This is a genomic window from Sphingobacterium sp. UDSM-2020, from assembly GCF_016132525.1.
Lineage (GTDB): Bacteria > Bacteroidota > Bacteroidia > Sphingobacteriales > Sphingobacteriaceae > Sphingobacterium > Sphingobacterium anhuiense.
Genome location: NZ_CP066166.1, coordinates 3,865,203 through 3,885,882, shown reverse-complemented (window position 1 = coordinate 3,885,882; position 20,680 = coordinate 3,865,203). Strand labels below are relative to the sequence as shown.

At 33.6% G+C, this 20,680-nt stretch carries 19 protein-coding genes; 9 read left to right on the top strand and 10 right to left on the bottom strand.

What is annotated here, in order from left to right; translation table 11 throughout:
* Positions 1-164 precede the first annotated feature (164 nt).
* The 3 genes from JAZ75_RS16290 (at position 165) to JAZ75_RS16280 (ending at position 2,705) form a co-directional block, all read left to right on the top strand.
* Positions 165-878: a CPBP family intramembrane glutamic endopeptidase gene (locus JAZ75_RS16290; RefSeq protein ID WP_132841744.1), complete on the top strand. Its 714-nt coding sequence runs from the start codon at positions 165-167 to the stop codon at positions 876-878.
* 287 nt (positions 879-1,165) lie between these two features.
* Positions 1,166-1,882, top strand: coding sequence for a hypothetical protein (locus tag JAZ75_RS16285; RefSeq protein ID WP_208696716.1), 717 nt, complete (start codon positions 1,166-1,168; stop codon positions 1,880-1,882).
* A gap of 196 nt (positions 1,883-2,078) precedes the next feature.
* Positions 2,079-2,705: a hypothetical protein gene (locus JAZ75_RS16280; RefSeq protein ID WP_183914292.1), complete on the top strand. Its 627-nt coding sequence runs from the start codon at positions 2,079-2,081 to the stop codon at positions 2,703-2,705.
* 38 nt (positions 2,706-2,743) lie between these two features.
* Here the strand turns inward: JAZ75_RS16280 and JAZ75_RS16275 are convergent, their stop codons facing one another.
* The 8 genes from JAZ75_RS16275 to JAZ75_RS16240 form a co-directional block, all read right to left on the bottom strand.
* The gene (locus tag JAZ75_RS16275) at positions 2,744-3,658 is read right to left on the bottom strand and encodes an NAD(P)H-binding protein (RefSeq protein WP_208696715.1); all 915 of its coding nucleotides are present in this window, start codon (positions 3,656-3,658) and stop codon (positions 2,744-2,746) included.
* Positions 3,645-4,052, bottom strand: coding sequence for a hypothetical protein (locus JAZ75_RS16270; protein ID WP_208696713.1), 408 nt, complete (start codon positions 4,050-4,052; stop codon positions 3,645-3,647). The genes JAZ75_RS16275 and JAZ75_RS16270 overlap by 14 nt, the downstream gene beginning before the upstream one ends.
* Positions 4,053-4,101: 49 nt before the next feature.
* A complete protein-coding gene (locus tag JAZ75_RS16265) occupies positions 4,102-5,100 on the bottom strand; it encodes a DUF6268 family outer membrane beta-barrel protein (RefSeq protein ID WP_208696711.1) in 999 nt (332 codons plus the stop codon).
* 66 nt (positions 5,101-5,166) lie between these two features.
* Positions 5,167-6,057: a helix-turn-helix domain-containing protein gene (locus JAZ75_RS16260; protein ID WP_232789228.1), complete on the bottom strand. Its 891-nt coding sequence runs from the start codon at positions 6,055-6,057 to the stop codon at positions 5,167-5,169.
* A gap of 482 nt (positions 6,058-6,539) precedes the next feature.
* A complete protein-coding gene (locus JAZ75_RS16255; protein WP_208696709.1) occupies positions 6,540-7,760 on the bottom strand; it encodes a TCR/Tet family MFS transporter in 1,221 nt (406 codons plus the stop codon).
* Positions 7,761-7,877: 117 nt separating this feature from the next.
* Positions 7,878-8,750, bottom strand: coding sequence for a helix-turn-helix domain-containing protein (locus JAZ75_RS16250; RefSeq protein WP_208696708.1), 873 nt, complete (start codon positions 8,748-8,750; stop codon positions 7,878-7,880).
* Between the two features lie 226 nt (positions 8,751-8,976).
* Positions 8,977-10,017, bottom strand: a complete 1,041-nt coding sequence (locus JAZ75_RS16245) for a ferritin-like domain-containing protein (RefSeq protein ID WP_208696706.1) — start codon at positions 10,015-10,017, stop codon at positions 8,977-8,979.
* Positions 10,018-10,028: 11 nt separating this feature from the next.
* On the bottom strand, positions 10,029-11,996 hold the full coding sequence (locus JAZ75_RS16240; protein WP_208696704.1) for a hypothetical protein: 1,968 nt from the start codon (positions 11,994-11,996) through the stop codon (positions 10,029-10,031).
* 858 nt (positions 11,997-12,854) lie between these two features.
* Here JAZ75_RS16240 and JAZ75_RS16235 point away from each other — a divergent pair.
* The 4 genes from JAZ75_RS16235 (at position 12,855) to JAZ75_RS16220 (ending at position 16,171) form a co-directional block, all read left to right on the top strand.
* Entirely contained in the window at positions 12,855-13,310 is a 456-nt protein-coding gene (locus tag JAZ75_RS16235; RefSeq protein WP_208696702.1) for a hypothetical protein, read from the top strand.
* Positions 13,311-13,476: 166 nt separating this feature from the next.
* Positions 13,477-13,665, top strand: coding sequence for a hypothetical protein (locus tag JAZ75_RS16230; protein ID WP_208696700.1), 189 nt, complete (start codon positions 13,477-13,479; stop codon positions 13,663-13,665).
* Between the two features lie 479 nt (positions 13,666-14,144).
* Positions 14,145-14,705 (top strand): CPBP family intramembrane glutamic endopeptidase, encoded by a 561-nt coding sequence (locus JAZ75_RS16225; protein WP_232789227.1) that lies wholly within the window; start codon positions 14,145-14,147, stop codon positions 14,703-14,705.
* Between the two features lie 356 nt (positions 14,706-15,061).
* Positions 15,062-16,171, top strand: a complete 1,110-nt coding sequence (locus tag JAZ75_RS16220) for a hypothetical protein (RefSeq protein ID WP_208696691.1) — start codon at positions 15,062-15,064, stop codon at positions 16,169-16,171.
* Between the two features lie 247 nt (positions 16,172-16,418).
* On the opposite strand, the gene JAZ75_RS16215 is transcribed toward JAZ75_RS16220, so the two are convergent.
* The gene (locus tag JAZ75_RS16215; protein ID WP_208696689.1) at positions 16,419-17,366 is read right to left on the bottom strand and encodes a hypothetical protein; all 948 of its coding nucleotides are present in this window, start codon (positions 17,364-17,366) and stop codon (positions 16,419-16,421) included.
* 442 nt (positions 17,367-17,808) lie between these two features.
* Between JAZ75_RS16215 and JAZ75_RS16210 the strand changes: the two genes are divergently transcribed.
* Complete coding sequence (locus JAZ75_RS16210; protein ID WP_208696687.1) at positions 17,809-18,522, top strand: hypothetical protein; 714 nt, start codon at positions 17,809-17,811, stop codon at positions 18,520-18,522.
* Positions 18,523-18,761: 239 nt separating this feature from the next.
* Positions 18,762-19,658: an alpha/beta hydrolase family protein gene (locus tag JAZ75_RS16205; RefSeq protein WP_208696685.1), complete on the top strand. Its 897-nt coding sequence runs from the start codon at positions 18,762-18,764 to the stop codon at positions 19,656-19,658.
* Between the two features lie 330 nt (positions 19,659-19,988).
* Here JAZ75_RS16205 and JAZ75_RS16200 read toward each other — a convergent pair whose 3' ends face one another.
* Entirely contained in the window at positions 19,989-20,654 is a 666-nt protein-coding gene (locus JAZ75_RS16200) for an ATP-binding cassette domain-containing protein (RefSeq protein ID WP_208696683.1), read from the bottom strand.
* Between the last annotated feature and the right edge of the window lie 26 nt (positions 20,655-20,680).

The window sequence follows — 20,680 nt, the reverse complement described above, 5'->3', positions numbered from 1 at the left end:
ATGCACAATTGGGGCTTGACTATATCTCAACTTTATATTAAATTTGGGGATAGACTAAAGCTCGACAGAGGCTTTTAGGAGTAAGTCAATTATCCAATGACACAGTTGAAGTTACACTCCCAATCACTAAGGCGGGATCTCCCCCATACTTTAAAATAAATTAAATGAATTATATCAAAAATATTTTTTGGTTTTATTTAAAAGCTAGTAAAGAATATATCAAGCAGTTATCCGTTAAACAAAAACTAATAGGTTGCATCTTTCTATTGGTTATGAATTTTGTTGCATTATTTATTTTTGAATTGCTCGTACCTATTCTATTAATCTCATCGGGCTTAATAGATGATTGGCCTCGAATAAAAAACTCTTCAGCTAATCAAAATTTAATCAGTGCCCTTTACCTTGCTTTTCTTATTCCAATTATGGAAGAATTAGTTGGGAGGTTATGGATTGTTTATAATCCAAAATATGTGTCCTGGTCTCTAGCTACTACCTCTGGGATTATTATTTACAAATTATTTGGAAGTAACCCTAATTTGCTTTGGTATGAGAATTATCGCTGGCTTTCTATTTCAATAATAATATCTATTTCTACATTTTACTTTATTAAATCTAAAAATCAAGATTTACTAGAAAAATTATGGAATAATAATCAACGTAAGATTATTATTCTGTCAGCACTTATTTTTTCAATTCTCCATTATAAGCACTATGAAATAAGTTTTGGAATTATATTTTTACTTCCGCTTGTCTTCGCGTTCTATTTCATCAGTGGACTTATCTTGGGATATGCAAGGGTCAGATACGGATTTATATACTGTTGTATCCTTCATATTTTATATAATTCACTTCTTCTATCAATCAAATATATCTCATGAAACATTTAGTATACCAATCATTAGTGAAATAAACTGGTTAAATAAATGGAGAAAGCTTAAAAAACACTGACTGTGTCATTTCCTTAAAAAGCTTTGGAAATTTACCCATTGATCTTAAATTAGTTAAGTCTGAGCCTACATATTCCATATTTAAGAATCTTTGGTTTATTAGACCATATTTTTATATTTATTCGCTGTTCGTAATATACGATGGCTTCAACAGAGTCATTAACGATCCGGCAGCTATAGTAAATAAGTATAAGTAACTTTCAGTTGATTAATATCATATGCCACTTTACACTTCAGGGCCAACCTATGACAGAAATGTTTCAAAACAACGTAAATTACAAAAAATATGTAAACGGTTAAGTGTGCTAAGTGTCATTACAGCATTATGGGTTGCAATGGTACCTGCACCATATGAATTGGCAATATATACCAATATCATAATACCCCTAATGGCTTTGTTAATTGCTAGACTATATAATAAATATTGTAGAATAGATACACAATTATCGCTTAATACGCCTACTGTTTACTACATTATTCTTCTTCCATCTTTGGGCTTGACTATTAGAAGTATAAAAGAATACGACCTACTTACGTACTTCATGACACTACCCTATATTTTTGGTTTTACAATATTGCTGTTATGCATTCTCCTTATTGGAAACAGGGAATACAAATTTCAGCCCTCAAAAGTTTACCTGAATGTGATACTTTCATATCTATTTCTATTGGGGTACAGTTATGGAACGATAACCTCCTTAAATATTCTGCTGGATAATTCAATTCCCCAGGTATTTCATCCCACTATCTTATCAAAAGATTTTGGTAGTGCAAAAACTTCACCTAAGTTAATGCTATCAGCTTGGGGACCTAAAACGGAGGAGAATAGTATCACGATTTCACGTAAACAATTTAGAGATAGCGAAGAACAGGAAAAGGTAACACTTTATTATTTCACTGGAAGATTTAAGATCCCATGGTATATACTCGAGTGACCAGAGATATTGCGGTGATAGACTCTCATATCCTTCAATATTTCTTCCGAATATTATCGTTTCGTTAATTTAACACTTTGATTAACAAATATTTACTCACTAGAAAGCATATAAGTAAATTAAAATTGAGAAGAAAAGGCGTAAATTAATAAAAAAATAAGGATTAGATGTCTAATTACAATAATTAAAGCTGATTATGGAAAATATAAATCCTTGGAATTCTATTCCATTAAATGACTACGAACAACATATGGAACATAAAGATGTCGCGCAAGCGCAGTTACTGAATTCTTTAACATACAAATACTTAAAAAAACATAAGCCTGAGAACATCTTATTTTTAGGTATAAGTGGCGGTAATGGACTAGAACATGTTGATACAGATCGAGTAAAAAAAATCTTTGGAATCGATATAAACCAGTCTTATCTCAATGAAAGTCATAAAAGGTTTGGAAATAAAATCAGGCAATTAGAGCTTGCAACGGCTGACATTGGTACTTCAACTAAATCATTCATAAAAGCAGATTTTATTTGGGCAGCTTTAATTTTTGAATACGTCAATATTGAAGGTGCTTTTCAATTTATCGCAAATAATTGCAATAAATATATCAACCTGATCATAACAATACAATCCAATAACGGAACTAATTCTGTTAGTTCTACGGGAATTGAAAGTGTCAAGTCTGTAAAAGATATTTTTAAAAATGTAGATGGAAATGAATTACAAAATACGGCATCAAAATTTGGATTTAAGTTGACTAATTCGGAAGAGAACATACTGCCTAACGGCAAGTCTTTTCTGACCTATGAATTTAACATTTAGATAGGATTGTTGGCCAAATTCATCTTGAAATATGTGCTCTAAAACAATAGCGTCCAGAGAGGCTTTCTTTTAAAAAGATGCCGATATTCTTGCAGGTATTCATCCATAATACGTGGTTTTCTTAGAATTAAGTCAGTAATGGTATCGGTTTCCGGCTCTGGAACCTTAATTGCCAGATCATCAAGTTCAACAATATGCGTAGCCAGCCATCTCGGTAATTTTGACTTTTTTGTTAATTGACGAAATAATTCGTCAGGCGTAATATCTACATATTCGATTTTACAACATGTTATGCGAGATAATTTTGCGGCCATTTCTAGGTTCGAAATAGCCTGAGGCCCCGCAAGAACAATTGACCGTTGCTTTAATTCATCCTTTGCCAATAAACAATTTACTGCGACCGTTGCTACATCACGGCTATCAACGTAATTTCGCTTAGCATGACCTAAAGCGCCGTAAATTTTACCAAAATATTGAATTGTTAGCGCATTTCGTTCCCAATTTTGCATAAATGAATGTGGTCTTAAGCAACAGAAATCATCCATATTTTGTGAAAGATAGTCCTCTACTTTACTATGCCATTGGCTTACCTCCACTTTGGCAGGAGACTGAACTACAGGTGCAGACAATTTAACGATTCGTTTTATACCACTTTGTTTGGCAGCATCAATTATGTTAATCTCCTGTTCAACCTGATCTGGAGATGTTGCAGTTAAAAGAAACAATGCATCTGCCCCAATACAAGCTTCTTTAAGTTGACCCGTTGAATTTAAGTCAGCACTTACATAAGTTATATTCGATGGTTGGGTACCTATCAGTACAGGATAAGGTCGTTCAGGACTTCTGAGAACCCCTCTTGCTATACAATCAGAATCTTTTAGTTGACGCATTACTTCTCTTCCAACTGTACCTGTACATCCAAAAACAACTATGGTCGGCTTAATTTTTTTCATTTTTATAATTTTTTATATGTTGACGGATTGTTAGTATTGTTGCACCTAGAAATGCTGAGGTTATTATATTAAAGCGTTCTGATTGAAGTTTAAATAACGATGTGCACAACATCCCCAGACCAATCATTAACAGAATGATCAAAAGGGATCCTACCCACTTTTTTCGCACGAATATCTGTCTCAGCTCGAATTGCCAAAGTATAATAAAGCTAAGTATCGTTGACAGCAGCGAGGATAATCCTATAGTCGTGTAGCTTGCCATCATAAGATCAGTTTTTTGAAGCACAAAAGCTGATATAAAAGACATTAAGGCAGGAAATACATAAGCGGGAATAGCTGCAAACATCAATAAGCGCAGGCTGAAATCTGAAGGGGGACAATCTCTATTTTTCATATGATAGTAAGAATAGTTATTTTCATCTGTGTATTTAATGGATCATTATTTATCTCCTACCAATACGATAGCTCAGTGCAGCTTTTCCATAAGCCATGTTAGAAATAGCGAAATCATTCACTGTCTTTTGTGTGCTGTCGAATAGCTCATAACGATTCAACAGTCCCATTCCACCTTGTACCTGAAGCCAGACCCTTCCCATCAAGTGTTGATGTACCTGTAGGCCGCCATGTATAGTAGAAAACTGCGCATAATCGACTTCCTTGCCACTATAACCGCGATAATTTTTCAAGTTAAATCGCGTCCAGTCTATTGATCCCGCCAAACCTACCTGTGTGTTTGGACTCACATTATAAAGTACGTTTAATCTAGGCCAATAAAACTGGGCCAACCATTTGTTGTTTGTGCTTCGATAATCAATTGATATTCCTGGAGTAATTAAAGTCTCGCCGAAAGAATGTAAGGCATGAACACCAAATCCTATTTCGAGATTCGATGCAGTTCCAAATTTTTTCGATACACCAAGTATTCCGTCCAGAATCAGATCATCAAAGGAAAGAGATTTTTTAAAATCCGTAGCTAGGGTTGGCATTGCGATTCCTAAAATAGACCATTTACTCGAAATCGGGTGCCGGATAATAATTACCGATTTTATCTCATGAATTCTTTCAATCCGGTTGGGATCATCAATCGTTCCGTTGTCATAATTGAAATCCATTAAACGATAATTCAAATTACTAAAAATGCTTGTCCTGCTTATTTTTACAGGGGGAATTGGCAGCCATACATCATAGGTATTCAGTTGAAATTTATGTCCTGAAAGGGAACTTTCTGGTGGCAGATCTTTGAAGTTAGCTTTACTATGAACAGTGGTGGCAATCCCTCCAACGTCCTGAATGATCTGACTATAGCTTTTATTTGAAAAGAAGAGCGCTAAGATAAAAATACAAAAATATGGCCATTTGGTTATGACTTTGTATTTACAATAAAAGGTAATTTGGAGGACAGTCCTGATACCGAAGTTTCTAATAGAAATTAATGTTTTCATTTTCTTTGGATTTAATAATACAAAGGTGGACTGAAAACAAGAATTGCTTTAAAACTAAACCACTCTTTACTCGGACAAATCCTGCATAAAGGTAATTCTATATTCCGAGGGTGTTACTCCAGTTATTTTTTTAAATAAGCGTCCAAAGTAGCTAGGATCGCCATAATTAAGCTCAAAAGCAATTTCAGAAATACTCTTGGTCAGGTCCTGTAAAAGAAGCTGGCTCTGCAAGATACTGACTTTATTGATCCATTCCTTTGGACTTTCACCAATGGTTTCCTTGACACATCTGTGGAGATAATTTTCGGAAACAGATAGCTCACCGGCATAAAATAAAATCGACTTATGTTGCAGATAACACCTGTAAACCAACTCCTTAAAGTTAAAAGTAATTTCTGCACTCCGGTTAATACTTTTATTCAGTTCTTGACTAGAAGTAAAAATCTTCTGGAGTCCTGCCTGCAAAAGAGAATAACAAATGCCAAGATTCGGATTTGGATAATATATCTCAATACTCAATAGTTCAAACAGAGACGTTAACCATATGCTACTCTCCTCCGGTAAATGAATAACTGTATTAGCAGAAAAGAGTTTAATGAGTTCCTGCTTTGAAAGCAATTGATTGAGTGTCTGATCTTCAAATAAAATCATGTATCCCGCGGCATCCGGGCTTACTTCCTTCAATGAAGTTACGTTTCCTTGTTTGACAAATAAGATCTCATCTTGTTTTATTGACACCAAATTAGCATCGACCTGTTGTTTTGCACTTCCTCTTGTAATATGAACAATAAAATTGAATTCGGGTCTATGTAATGGCGTGGGGACTTTAATGAAACCAGATGTTTTTCCAATATCATGTATCTGAACAGGTGTTCTTAAAATTGCAAAGTCAGTTGACATCTCTGACATAAACTGCCCCCTGAAATCTGTTGGAGTTATTCTCTTTATTTTAGACACAGCACAAAACTATAGGATAAATGATATCATGTATAAACTTTTATTAGCAAATGAACGGAATTTAGATTTACCATCGTTGTTTTTATTGAAAAAAAATATTTCCCCTTTCTTTATATTTTTGAACTGCAAATAAAATCATAAAAAAACGCTTAGTTGCATCCTGTGGACTTTATTTGCTAATCCAGTGATATACCCATCGTATTTTAATAGTGGATTGATAATGAAATTTATTTTGACAATGATTTTTCTTCATTGAAGATCATTTATATTGTTATTCCAAACATATTAACAATTTTAGTTTTTGTTTCTAAAAGCATCAGCCCCACATCCCCCAACTCAAACCTTGATGCTTTGCATAAGCAATTGTTGATTTAAAAGTAGTGTTTAAATCATACCTACCCTATGGCAATTAGACTAAACAAAAAAACTCGGTTAATGAAGGAAATGGATAGGTGAAATTAATTTGTTTTTTTAATCTTGGCTTATTGTTTGTTTTTTCGTCGAAAAGCAAAATAAATAATAATTGCACTAACTGACATTAATATGGAAGCTAAAAAAAATGGTGCTCCAGAAAATTTAAATAGTGCTTTATCATGTGTAAAATAATAGAATAGGTTTGTCATAATCGGAGGACCTGCTATAGAAGTCGCACTCATTAGACTGGTTAGTGCCCCTTGAAGTTCACCCTGTTCATTTGAAGAAACATTTTTACTGATTAGGGATTGCAGTGCTGGTCCGCATATCCCCCCTAAAGCATAGGGTAAGAGGAAAATAAACATCATCCACCCTTCATTAGTAAATGCAAATAACATTAAACCCAATGCATATAATAACAACCCAAAATAGATACTTTTATATTCCCCCAACTTGGGTGTGGTCCATCTTATTAAGAGTCCTTGTACTAATCCGGTCAATAAACCCAGTAAACCTAGCGATAGACCTACAACTCGCTCTGTCCAGTTAAATTTATACATGGTAAAAAAATGCCAATTACTCTGTACGGCATGAAGAGCGATGTAGACCAGAATTAAAGCAAAAATAAGATTTGATATCTTTGACTGTTTTCTCAAAAAATTAAATGTACCGATGGGATTTGCACGTTTCCAGTCAAATGAACGGCGTTTATCTTTATCTAAACTTTCTGGTAGTACAAATAACCCATAAAGAAAATTCACCATACACAGCAGAGCTGCTGCATAAAAGGGAACTCGAGTTCCATAATACCCAAGTAAACCGCCAGTTACCGGGCCTATAATAAATCCCAATCCAAAAGCAGCTCCGATTAAGCCGAAATTTCTCGTTCTATCTTCATCGGTGGATATATCTGCAATATACGCACTAGCTGTGGAAATACTTGCCCCGGTAAGCCCAGCAATGATTCTTCCAAAAAATAACCAACCCATGGATGGTGCAAATGCTAACAGCATATAGTCAACTGCAAATCCAAAAAGAGAAATTAAAAGGATTGGGCGCCTTCCATATTGATCACTTAGATTTCCCACTATAGGCGCAAATATAAATTGGGTGATAGCATACGCAAACCCGAGCCATCCACCATATTTGGCGGCTTCACTAAGGTCACTATGGATAAATTCTCCGATGAGTTTTGGAACTACTGGGAGTATAATTCCCCAACCTGTAATATCAATCAACAATGTGATAAATATAAATCCTATGGCCGCTTTTTTATCTGTTTTTCTCATGCAGTAAAAGTAAAAAGAGACAAAAGGAAGGTATTGACAATTTAATGGTATTTACATACAATCTGAAAGTTGATCTTATTTACCCATCAGTAACTGTTAAAAAACAACTATCATTAATTATACGTTTCTGTAAGTTTTGGGAGATACCCCTACTGCTCTTTTAAAATATCTGCAAAAAACACTTGTTTCTTCGAAATGAAGCTCATTGCTTATTTCTTTAATGGATAGACTAGAGGATTTAAGTAATGTTTTAGCATGTAGAATGGTCAGATGATCAATCCATTGTAAGGCAGATTTACCGGTTTTCTGTTTTAGAAAACTGGAAAGATACTGCGGTGTTAAATGAAGTTTTTCAGCATAAAATGCAACGCTTCTATGCTGGTTAGCGTATTTAGATATAAGGAGATAAAAATCATCTATGATCTCATGTGTGCGGCTCTTTACTACGCTTTTGCTATGAGGTAAATTAGAATATACTTCAGAAATCATATTTATTAAAACTAGAACAAGATGCCTTAGCATTTGTGTCTTATTGGAACTCGCTTTCTTGTGGTAGAAATTTTGTATAAGTGTCAGTAAATCATATTGGAGCTTTATTTCATCAGGTTGAAATCTGATAATAGGTTGCCATCTAATTTGCTCATTCATGACAAACTCGCGTAAAATGGGAAATTCTGTAATAAAATCTAATGAAAGACCAATTGTTATTATTTCTGCATGTTCACTCAATGACTTTGTTTCGATCATCAATTGCGGTTGTAAAACAGCAATGTCACCCTCGTTTATTTCATATTCAAGAAAATGGATGTGCGATTTCATGGATCCTTTTATCATAAATCCCAACAATAAACCATCAAACAGACGACTATGATTTGTATATTTCTTATTTGGGTCGTTTTGCTGACTAAGAATTACTATCCCTTCCATCTTTTCCGACGGATCGAGATTATATAATTTATAGACATTATCCAAAGTTATAAATAGAGCCATGTTCAAATGTCGGAAAAAAAACACACGTGTAGCAAGTGTTTACCGGATACTACGTTACAAATTGCATATAAACACAATTTTAGACGTATGCTCATCAAATATATTTTTTGCATCTTAAAAAACAAACCTCGCTTAAATGTCTTAAGCGAGGCCGCATACAATGTGTTTTATGCACAACACTATGTTGTGCATAAAGTTAGTAATGTTGTGTGTTAAATATCTATAGCTAAATAAATTTAATGTTGGGTGAAATAAATTCATATGAGGGGCCAATAGTATATCCATACTTATCTGGAAAAGACATTTCAGCCAGTTTCTGACAGGACAATCTTAGATCATACATCAGACCAATAGTATTCCCCAAATTACCCGGCTGACCATTAAATGTTTGGTGTAAACCAAAGAGCAAATTGCTGTAAGTCTGGTTAAACTCTTCCAAGAGTCTTCGCTCTTCCGAACCTCTAGGGAGCATATTGGCTTTGGTATTGGGATATAAAGGCAACACGTTACTGACATCAAAAGGTATAATAGGACCCGTAAAGGAATACCCGTGCGGAGCATTGGGATCTGCAACCAGTTCCCTACCTTTATAGAGTTGCTCAAATTTATAATAATGCGCTAATTCATCATCAGTTCCCAGAGGAGAGATGGTTGTTCCTTCACCTTGTTCTACAATAATATTAATCGCATTAATTGCATCTGCTTTAGTTAGTATCGGAAACAGTAATTCAGGAGCAAAGAAATCGGACGTTACCTGCTTATTAGGATCTCCCGGTAAAACTTCTGGTGCAATTTCTTGGATTTTGGCCTGCAGTGCCATATAAAATTCACCAATTGTTCTATAAGTTACTTCAGCGCGATCAAGCATAATAATAGGATTTTCAGGTTCTTCAATCTCCATAAAAACCCTCTTAACCAAATCAGGTGAATATTTCTCAATACCCACGATCAGTGTTTCACCAATTCCCATTGGCAGATGAGTGGGATAATTCGGTACAAATTCCGGGTTAGAAATGTTAGGGCTACCACCAATAGCATTCAATATATTTGCTGCTATAGTCATGTGCAACATCTCTTCAATTACAATAGAGTGAATCACCGTTCGAATTGCAGCTTCTGTATTTGGTTTAAAAGAGAACAAAGCAGTAAGATACGGAGGTATCGTGGCATGCTCGAGCTCAATGGCATGCTGCACCATAGGAAAAAGCTCTTCCAAGCTTCCTGCATCGGTTATCGCTTGTACAAACTGTGGATTTATTTTTAACATGGCATAATGGTTTAAAATTCAAATAAATTAGTTAATTCAGGAAAACGTATTGAGCTTCCGTTTTTAGCTTTATTAGCTGTTTTAAGTTGTTGCTGCTGCTCAGTCGTTACAGAAGATGTGGATTCAAGAGCTACGTTTTCTGCAACACTACTGCCCAAATCTTTAGCTTTCGATAAATCAATATTGTCAATAATAGGATTATCCAGCCATTTTAAAATTGTAAGCCTTTTATTTTCAGACAAATCCCTGGTTACCGGCATATAAATAGGATCATGGATATCTCTTGTAAATGCAAATTTTAAAATCTCTTTTTTAGCTACAACAGCATTCGGATCTGCAAAATTGATAAAGAATTTGCTCATAATAGGATACAGATTAGCAAACTGTATCATGACAGGAGCAATGTCAGACCAGACCGGGATTTCCGGGATTTCGAAATCATCTCTTAAATGCACACTGATTGACATGTTTTGATTCACTATCACATTCATCGGCAATGGACGTTTCCCCACTGACGGCATAGCAGAATCAGCCGGAATGTTTTCTATAGAGTAGTCTATCCAATATATTTGTCCGTCTATGTATACTCGGGGGCTATGTATGCTATTGCCGAGTATATCCAAATGGGCTAAACCAATATTATTCGTTGTACAGTAAGATGAAAACTGCAGACCGTCTTCCGGTTTGTTATTGCCATAAGTTGCGCTTATAGGGGGATTATTATTTTCCTTTGGCGTATCCGGAGTTGCAGGTTCCAGAGCTAAAGATATACCCTGATTGGGCATAGGCTTTCCAAATCGATACGCATATATGTCTACAGTTACGGCTTGACGAGTATCTATGCGCTGAACAAAGTTATCTGCCCTGCATACATAACCACCTATAGCTTCTCGAGCCACAAGCAAGAATTGATTATCATTATTAACGGCAACCAGTATCAATTGATTATTTTCAAGAGCGGCCACTATATCTATAGAAATATTATTAATATCCACAATTCCACTGCAACCGTTTATCCAATCTACTCCTTTCATGTACGGAACTTTTCCAATGATCAACAGTTCACTTTCAGGAATCATTACGTCACTTTCAGATGGATCCATTGCAAGTGCATTTTTACTTACAGCCACATATAAATTGGCTTCAAAATTTATGGTACCAATCGAATCAGATACTGGAAATGAACTTCCCAGATCAATAGAAAGCCTTGCCTGTTCTTCATTCAGTAAAAAGTTTGAACCGGCAAAAACATTCCCATTTTTATAAATCCCATAGAGTCTTCGTGCAGGTGCAAACAGCTCCGGTTCACTCTCAAACCAAGGACCTATACTTCCTAATATTCTACCGAGAGAAAACCGACCATCGGCGTGTACATAATAATACCCGAAAGCATTCAGATTGATACTGATTTTATTTTGATGTGTTTTAGCGCGCAAAGCCTGTAAAAAAGGAGACTCTATGGCTTTTTCCCCCCACGCGACGTCGTCCAATACAGAAGTCCAGGTACCACCTAAAGGCTGACCGTTTGGTTGACCGCCATTGGTTTGTCTCAATTGCAAATCCCTAAAACTGGTAGGCTTAATTTTTCCCTCGAGTAATAACTCATTCTGAGCATTCAGTATTCTGAACGTTACACCCCAAAGAGCCGAAACCATTTGCTGGTCAGGATCCAGATCCACCATCTTACCGGAGTTTCTTCCTTCTCCCCCTGTCACAATTTGGCCTATTACACCATCTAAAGATGAGTCTGTAATTATCGTACCGTCCTCAGCGGTTACCTGCATTACCTGACAATTTTGAAAGCCAAATGTTGCTCCTCCATCAGGATTCCACCAACCGTTCGAGGAGTTCTGGCCGGGTAACTGGAAAGAAGGTTCAAAAGTAGCATTATTGTAATGCTGCGTGTCATTGTTCACAGTGGAAACATCAGACAGGAAGTCTCCCGAGAATGTGAGTCTGGGCAAATGTAAATAAGACATAATTTATTATTTAATTGTTTATAATTGAAATTGTATTTTTATCACGGTAAAGCGCATCTTATCTTTGCTGTTTTGTTGTGAAATACTTAAATTTATGATCTACTTACCAAGTAATAAATAGGTATTATTTATTACTTGGATGCATTTTTTATCTCCAATACACTTTTCCCTTCTATCCATTGCTAAAAAAATTCTCTAACAAATCAATATTCACAACAGGACATGAAAAATTTAACTTTCACATTTATAAACTTCTCAAAGACGGAAAGTAGTGATATTATAACTGTATTATACATTCCACCAACTCATGAGAGTTCCTATTCCAAATCCATGGAAAACTCTTTAAACATGAAACTTCAATTTATAAAACATCCGTCCGTTTCAATGATATTTGAAGATTAATTTCATTAATTAAGATTTGATCTAAATAGCCTACAAAGTAAGATATATCCAAATTCTTAATTATTACAAATTCAATGACAGTTATATGGTTTATAATTTTTCACTCTAATTAAACTACAATATAGTGTGAAAATAAAATATTTAAAAATAAAAAGTAAAAAAGTCCTATTTATTATTTGATTCCTGCAATAAAATCCAATTTTGTTAATCCTATTTCTAATTTTTGATTCAAAAGTAGGAGCTAATAGTCCCTACCCTATGGCATTAGACTAAACCAACTAAAAACTCAAGGAATAAAAGAGATCGATAGGTGAAGTTGTGACTATCCAGTGAAAATGATAAATTCACGCTTTTATTACGACAATTAAAGAAACCGCTATTGAGAAATTTACTTACTTTATTTTTTCAATGTTACTATGGAGTTGTCATCAATCTACCACGAGCTATACGAAAACCATGGATTTTGGCACATTTACAATTGAAGCGCCAGTTTCATGGTACCAATTTAAAGAAGGTGGCATGGATAGTTATATAGGAGGAATAGCTGTTGATGAAACTGATACGCTATATTTTGATTTGGGATGGTACTCGAATACACTTACCGAAACTGAAATAGAAGTGATCACTAAAGAGATGATAGAGGAAAACTTGAATGATTCTGCTGATTATACAGTTATTAAAAACGATAATACTATTGATAATGATAAGTTTAGAAAACAAAATGTAAATTGGACCATCATTGATAACAAAAGGGCTAAAATCGTTTATCCTAGAATATCGGGTAAAGGTCGAACTGGAGTTTATTTTAATAACCTATGGGTTACAGAATCTGATAATGATCGCTTTAACCTGAACGGCAACAATTTAAAGCCAAAAAATGAAAGAGAACTTCTAAAGCTATTAACACTTTAAATTTTTATAAGAAAAAATAAATTATAAAATCAAAAAGATAAGATTTATCTCTAAATTTCGCTTGTTTACGGAAGCGAAAACATTAATCATATCTAGTAGCAATATGTAAATTTAATATTAGAACATTAGGTGGTTAAAAAGACTATTTTTGAAAATAACTATAGAAATGAACAAGAAAAAACAAGAAAATTATTTAAGAGAAACCATAAGAGATATTTATAAAACAGTTTTCGAAATAAGTCCTGATGATTCTACAGCTAAAAAAGCCGGAAAAAAAATGGCTTTGATTATGTTTCTAATTTTAATGGTATGTGGGACACTTGTAACAGTCCTCGCAATTTCTTTTGCTCATTAATATACCTACATTGTTTTAGACTATAATCATCCAGTCTCTTTTTCATTTATTATTGATTCAAAAATAGACTATAAATCACCCCTGCCCTATGCCAAGTAGGATAATCAAAAAAAACTCATGGAATTAAGGTGAATAGATAGGTGAAATTATTTTTGTGAAATTACTCTGTATTTGGGCACTACATATTAACTTACATAAATGAACTTTTCCAATAAAATGATTCTACTGGAGATTTTGTATATTAGTTATACGTAAACTGTTGCTAACAGCTATTGTAAAGCAATACATGACCTATTTAAAAACCTAATATTGATACAGTGGCTGGAATTATAGTAGTATTAATCATATCGTGGCTCCTACTTTGGTTTGTTACCGATAGGAATCTTTCTATATTGGGGTTTAAACCCACAAAAACTAGAGTGGTTAATTTAGGCGCTGGACTTTTAATTGGAGTTTCTTGTTGTATTGTACATCAAATAATGACAACAGCATTTGTAAATAATAGCTGGGTATTAAACGAAAAGATGAATGGGACAGCAATTTTGGAAAGAACAAAGTGGATCTTGGTTTCTGTATTGTCTGAAGAACTGATATTTAGAGGTGCTTTACTTTACATCACGATTAAAAAAATAGGTATTATACCTGCATGTATTCTTTCGTCAATTTGCTTTGGTATCTATCATTGGTTCACTTTTAACGTATTTGGAAATCCATTTATGATGGTTATTACTTTTATAATGACGGCTATTGTTGGATTTTCGTGGGCTCTTTCATTTGCAAAAACAAATTCTCTTTACTTACCGATCGGTTTGCATTTTGGATGGAATTTATTTTATATAGTTGTATTTTCAAATAATGCGGCAGGACAAGCCATTTTTATAAGGACGAATGAAAATCAATTACAAGGTTTATCATCATTGTTAGTTTTTATTTTTCAGATAATTGCTTTACCACTTCTTACTTTTTGGTATCTGAACCGATGTCCTAAAAAGAGAAAACTTGCTATCGACAAAGAAGAACAACCGTCAACAGAAGGTTGAAAGAGCGAAATTGAACATTTGTATAACACAGAAGTTCTAGGACTTGAATTATCCTACTTCATCTATTTAAGCAAAAATCGACTCATCAATTTGATGCATCTATCAAGTTTGAAAAAGAAAACCTATTCTTGTGATTATGTCAGCCCCATGTATACCCTATATTTCTCACTTTTTATTTTTGTAACTATTTACATTTGCGTCTACAACACATAGTTGCTACGACATGCCTCTATATAATATGGGCTCCTACACTGCTCAGAATTTTTTATTATGCAACAAAATAAAAAACTACAAACGCAACATTGTTGCTTTTTCAAATTTATTTATTACTTTCGCCTATTATTAGATAAATAGATATGATAGAAACATTTAACATGAGATGTCCGCATTTTTTAGTCTATGGACTATTTGTGCTGGCTTTATTGAGCTGTAAAAAAGACGGCGCTACGGTATTACCTGAGATTTCCTTTGACCTACCGGCAGACATCAATCTGGTATATGGAAAACATGATACCATTGACTTAAACACATTTATTGTTAATCAGGGAAATGGTGTCAATTTTTCTGTCGGTTTTGAACCCACCGAAAATGTACAGATTACACCCCAAATAACATTGCATAATCAACTTGAACAAGCAATTTTTATAGATAAATCTGGAAAATTGTTTATTAAAAGCGAAGAATTATATCCTAATGGAACCACCTCCAGCTTAAATGGCAAAAAAATTCCTGCACAATACAGCGTAACAGTGTCCGCCAAATCAACTGATGGTAAAGAAGTCGCTCAGAAATTGTTGTCAATACGTGTTTTAGAGCTGGAAGATCTTCAATTTAAATATTTTGACGACTTAAAAAAAGGCCAACTGAAAATATTTAATATTTTGTATACAGAAACAGACAGTTATTTTACTTTAACAAAGCTAGTTCCTTCAAAAAACTTAATAATAAAGTTAACTGAAGCACAAGCAAAAGAGGTCGGACTTTCATTGCAGGACACTGCATTAAAGCTATATTGGAAAGGTAACGCAAACCAAGAACATGACAAATACATGGAATTAAATCCTAAATTAGAGAAAGATGGTTTCGCTATCGGGTCTGCAAATTTTTCGATCAGATACATTCCAAAAATTGAATTCTTTTTTGGGGAATTATATCTCGATCCATCTACCCAATCCATAAAAAAACTGAATACCAGCTTTAGACGCAGTTCGGTGGAAGGTGGTAGTGCAGTTCAACCCACTTTTTTCCCAGAGAAATTGATATCTAGCTTTGAAATTTCTTCTATAGAGAAAGATGGCCGTATTTTCAGTGACACTGAAATGGTATTTACCATAGATAAAGGAACGGGAATGGTAAGTGTAAAAAATAATACTTCATTGAAAGCGGGAATTTATACCCTTACATTACAAGCAAACACCACTAATGGTCAAAAAGTAATAACAACACTTTCTTTGGGTTTGGAGTAAATAAATAACTTAAAAATAACAAGACCTACGATTTTACCTCTCCCTGTTGGCATCAACAGAAAGCAAACGACTGTATTTTAACATCATAGCATATCATTATGCTGTTGATAAATTTTAATTTTTAAAATTTGAAACCCTCGAACAGATTTCCGAGGGTTTTTTATGATTTTTTTTCGAAATTTTAGATAGTAATATTTTTGACCCTGACTGTGGCAAAAAGAGAGTTATTACCTCTGTAAGCAGTGTTTTATTTATTTCCGTATTTAGTTATTGCATAACCGTCAAAGCGTATTAATTCTAATTCTTGTTTTCCCTTTGGTAGATTGTAATAAAAATTATAAAATTGAACAACTCTACCTTTGGGATAATTTTCTTTAGTAAAGTTAGAGGTTATGGCAGATTGCTTGATTATGTCTAGATTCTTTTGAACTAGCGTTGCCATTGTTCCGTTTCCATAAATTTTGACTTCACAACTATCTTTTGGCAACAATGTAAAAGTATTTGATAATAATGCTTTTCTTTCGGTTAACATCCATTCTTTTTTCATTCCTCGTAATTGTGCTACTTCAAATTCAGCGCTTTGGATAGTTTCCAAAACATTATTGCTATCTCTATCATTTAAGTCTTTTGTTAATTTAGCAACAGCATTATAGAGTTTATCAAGTAATTCCTTCGAATTTGTCAACTGAACTGATTTATTTAAAGTAGATAGTTCGATAGGAACTTTAGCTTTAAACTTTATGGTTTTCAAAAAGTAACCATTCTTAATGTTTTCTTGTGTTATATCATCATCAGATAATTGATAATTTACTAAAATATTTTCTTCAGGAAAATCGGATTTATTTGAAATGATCGATACCCCTTTATCTGACTTCACCAATAAAATTTCTAAAATGGGTTTCTCTTGTTTTTTGTAATTTGCTAAATCAATCGATACTTTTAATTCTTGCTCTCCATTTTTGTCAATTGCTATGTCAATAAAATTCGGAATGGTATTTCCGAAGAATTCAAACCCTCGAAATACAGGATAATCATTTATTGAAATTTCAGTAGGATAATAAAAAGTTGATTGAATTCCATAGTTATTGTGTTCCAAACTGGATTTTAAGTTATCTAAAAGTTCTGGCTTTCTACCTTGCCCGTTGGAATAAGTTACCGCAAGTAATGCGATGATAAATAAACAATATTTTTTCACAATTCTATATTTTTATATGTGTTGGTCTAACCTTTTAAGCTAAATAATTTGGTATTTATGAAGGAGGAAAAATAGATATATTCCGATAATACTGCCCCCACTCCTATGATACTTTACTTCCCTCATTTTGGTTATCTAATGATTTTTATCCGTAACTTGACAATATTACCTTTTTTTTCTTAGACATTCCCTTTAAATTCAATAGGATGTGAAGTATGTACAACCATATGCAGCACGGCATCTGCAATTGTGACTTCTCCGATCACAAGGGAGATCTAACTAACAATTATAAGTTATCCTTAACTTATGTCAATTTGAAAAACTTGGTGAATGAAGGAAAGGGAGAGATGAATGTATGAGCTTTGATTGTTTTTTTATTACATTAGAAAAAGATATCGACCTCGCATAAATAATGAAGACGAATTGGTAAAAATTAGATTATATGAAACCAAACTATTTAAGTGCTAGTTATTCATTCATTATTATTTTAATCAGTTGTGGATTACTTTATAAATTATATATAAATAATGTAAATAATATTTTTATATGGGGAATTGTATTTATAGTGATAGCTGCTTTTATTTTTGTATTTATTTCATCTTTTAAAGGTATTGGAATATTTAAAACTGAAAAAGAGGCTAATAAGTATAAAGGAAAATTATCATATAATAACGATGCATATATGGTCATTACCTATTCTAAGGACATTGTAGTATCCTGGAATTCTGTAGAGGCTATATTTTATATTAATTCCCCCCCGCTTGATGGCGAATATCATAATAAGGAATATAGAATTTTTTTAAATAATGACCCTGTAATCATAAATAAAAGACCTTTAAAATGGTATGATACCATATTGCCATCGCCTAAAAAAGAAGAATATCCAATGATTAAAATTGATGATTATTATAACATTGATTTTGATACATTTTTACCTTCCATAGAAAGGTTTCTTATGATTAAAAATATACCACCAGGCTTTTTAAATGGCAAATTTGGAAACCAAGTAGACTATGTGAAAAAAGAAAACACAGTCATTGGAGTTCCCCATAATAAATTGTTAATGACGACAGGATTTTACGTATTATATGATAAAGGAAGTCATAGTGACTTTGAATTAAAAGAATATAGAAAAAATGCAACAATCCTTCGTTAGCGACGTACAATTTGCTCTAAGGACTCAACTACGTTCTTATAGTTTGTTTTCATGATTACCAAGAGCACTTGAAAGCAATTATGTAAGGTTTGTCATACGAAGTCTTACATAATTATTTTAAAATTTTACGTTAACCTAAGAAATTCCACCTTTCACCGAATAATCTCAAGCTACTAACCGAAAATACGTTGATAGATACCGTTTATTAAGTGATCATTGCATAAATTTAAAATCTAAATATGACAATCATCAACACGTCCAATTCTGTTGCTTTTAGCAAAGCATGTCTGATCTTTTCATTTCTACTGGTATCACTGACATTATATGCTCAATCCACAACTATAAATCCGATAAATTTTACGAGCAAAAAGATAAAATTGTCAGGCGCAATTTATGCGGCTAAAGACCCGAAAGCTGGTGTAGTTATCGTTCATGGATCTGGCCAAGAATTGAGGTCTATCGAATTAGCCTCATTTTTAGCCAATAATGGCATTTCTGTCCTTACATATGACAAACGAGGAGTTGGCGAATCAGGAGGCGAATATGCTGGCCCCGAAGTCGGCACCAATAACATTGACCCTTATAATCTCGATCTGCTCGCGACAGATGTACAGGAAGCACTAAAAACGCTAAAAGAATTTATCCAAGATAACAACGTCCCAGTGGGTCTTTTTGGAGGCAGTCAAGCAGGCTGGATAATACCCATAGCTGCAGATAAATGTAAAAAAACTGATTTTATCGTATTGTTAAGCGGTCCTGTAATACCCACACTGGAACAACTTCGTTTTCAATTTTTCACGAACGGTAATCGCAACTTTTGGGATACACATTCTGAATTGGAGGTACGACAACATATCAGCAATGCACCAGACAAATTTCAATTTGTAAATACTGACCCTGTGAAATCTCTTAAAAGATTAAAAATACCCGGACTCTGGCTATTTGGAGACAAAGATATCCAGGTGCCAATAAGATTATCAATTGAAAAGTTAGAAAATCTTAAATCTGAGGGAAAAGATTTTGACTACAAAATATTCCCCAACTTCGGACATAACCTTTCCATCTCAGCAAGTATGGAACCCACTAAATTTGCTATAGGTTGGATCAAAAGTTTAGCAGAACGAATCAACAACTAAGTTTCAAATATATTCTTTATCAAAGCTGAAAGAAGTTTACTAAACTTAAAAAAGACAAAAAAAGGCCATTTAAATAAAAACCATCAGAAGAACAATTAAACTGGAGTTGTTAACCTAGTCGGTATATTATGAAATAGTTTTATGGATGGCAAAATTCCATTGGAAATAACAAAAGGAACGTCAAAACTAACATATAAATTCTATTCACGTTTGGGTGCAACCTCTAATTAAAAATGAAGGGAAATCGGAAGAATGGTGCTAAACAAAGCAAGCTATTCTTGACAGAATGGCTTGCTTTGTTTTTTTATCTATGGAAATCAATATATTTTTTCATGGACTTATATACTGATTTCTTACTAAATCAGGAATATCTTGTACAACTAGAAGCTGTTGATTCTTTATCAGATAATTCCGATCTGTAAGATTTAGAACATCATGATAATAATGATCTGAAATTATAATGCCTTTTGTTTTTTTGACCTCTAATAAGAATTCATGGATGACATCCCGATAGAGAGGCTCTATCATGGAAAAGGGCTCATCTAAAATCAAGAAAGAGTGATCTAAATTTCCGATCAATAAAAGTTCGAGGTATTTCAATTCTCCTTCAGAAAGTGTTCCAATTTTTTTATTCTCTAATGACGATATTCTTTTTGAAGAAAAAATTTTATTCTGACCATCATCTGAAGGAAAGAATAAATTAATGATATTTTTAACTAAGTGGCCCTTGGGCAAAAAATGTTGCTGTGGCAAGAGACCTATATGCTTTTTAGGAATAATATGTTCTCTCGAAATAAAGGTACGGTTGATTTTAATGTCTAAACTTCCTTTTTTCTCAATGCCAAAGATCATTCTAAATAAAGTAGACTTTCCTGTTCCATTTCTTCCAAAAATTCCTATGATTTCATGCATATCACAATAAAAATGTGCGTTTAATAGTAGCTCAGATTGTTTAGGGAATTGAATAGAAATATTGTCGACAATTAATTTTTTCATTTAATAACAAAATAATAAAGCAGTAG

Coding starts and splice junctions, on each gene's coding strand:
- JAZ75_RS16290 (WP_132841744.1), top strand. CDS start 165: ATGAATTATATCAAAAATATTTTTTGGTTTTATTTAAAAGCTAGTAAA.
- JAZ75_RS16285 (WP_208696716.1), top strand. CDS start 1,166: ATGCCACTTTACACTTCAGGGCCAACCTATGACAGAAATGTTTCAAAA.
- JAZ75_RS16280 (WP_183914292.1), top strand. CDS start 2,079: ATGGAAAATATAAATCCTTGGAATTCTATTCCATTAAATGACTACGAA.
- JAZ75_RS16275 (WP_208696715.1), bottom strand. CDS start 3,658: ATGAAAAAAATTAAGCCGACCATAGTTGTTTTTGGATGTACAGGTACA.
- JAZ75_RS16270 (WP_208696713.1), bottom strand. CDS start 4,052: ATGAAAAATAGAGATTGTCCCCCTTCAGATTTCAGCCTGCGCTTATTG.
- JAZ75_RS16265 (WP_208696711.1), bottom strand. CDS start 5,100: ATGAAAACATTAATTTCTATTAGAAACTTCGGTATCAGGACTGTCCTC.
- JAZ75_RS16255 (WP_208696709.1), bottom strand. CDS start 7,760: ATGAGAAAAACAGATAAAAAAGCGGCCATAGGATTTATATTTATCACA.
- JAZ75_RS16250 (WP_208696708.1), bottom strand. CDS start 8,750: ATGGCTCTATTTATAACTTTGGATAATGTCTATAAATTATATAATCTC.
- JAZ75_RS16245 (WP_208696706.1), bottom strand. CDS start 10,017: ATGTTAAAAATAAATCCACAGTTTGTACAAGCGATAACCGATGCAGGA.
- JAZ75_RS16240 (WP_208696704.1), bottom strand. CDS start 11,996: ATGTCTTATTTACATTTGCCCAGACTCACATTCTCGGGAGACTTCCTG.
- JAZ75_RS16235 (WP_208696702.1), top strand. CDS start 12,855: ATGGATTTTGGCACATTTACAATTGAAGCGCCAGTTTCATGGTACCAA.
- JAZ75_RS16230 (WP_208696700.1), top strand. CDS start 13,477: ATGAACAAGAAAAAACAAGAAAATTATTTAAGAGAAACCATAAGAGAT.
- JAZ75_RS16225 (WP_232789227.1), top strand. CDS start 14,145: ATGACAACAGCATTTGTAAATAATAGCTGGGTATTAAACGAAAAGATG.
- JAZ75_RS16220 (WP_208696691.1), top strand. CDS start 15,062: ATGATAGAAACATTTAACATGAGATGTCCGCATTTTTTAGTCTATGGA.
- JAZ75_RS16210 (WP_208696687.1), top strand. CDS start 17,809: ATGAAACCAAACTATTTAAGTGCTAGTTATTCATTCATTATTATTTTA.
- JAZ75_RS16205 (WP_208696685.1), top strand. CDS start 18,762: ATGACAATCATCAACACGTCCAATTCTGTTGCTTTTAGCAAAGCATGT.
- JAZ75_RS16200 (WP_208696683.1), bottom strand. CDS start 20,654: ATGAAAAAATTAATTGTCGACAATATTTCTATTCAATTCCCTAAACAA.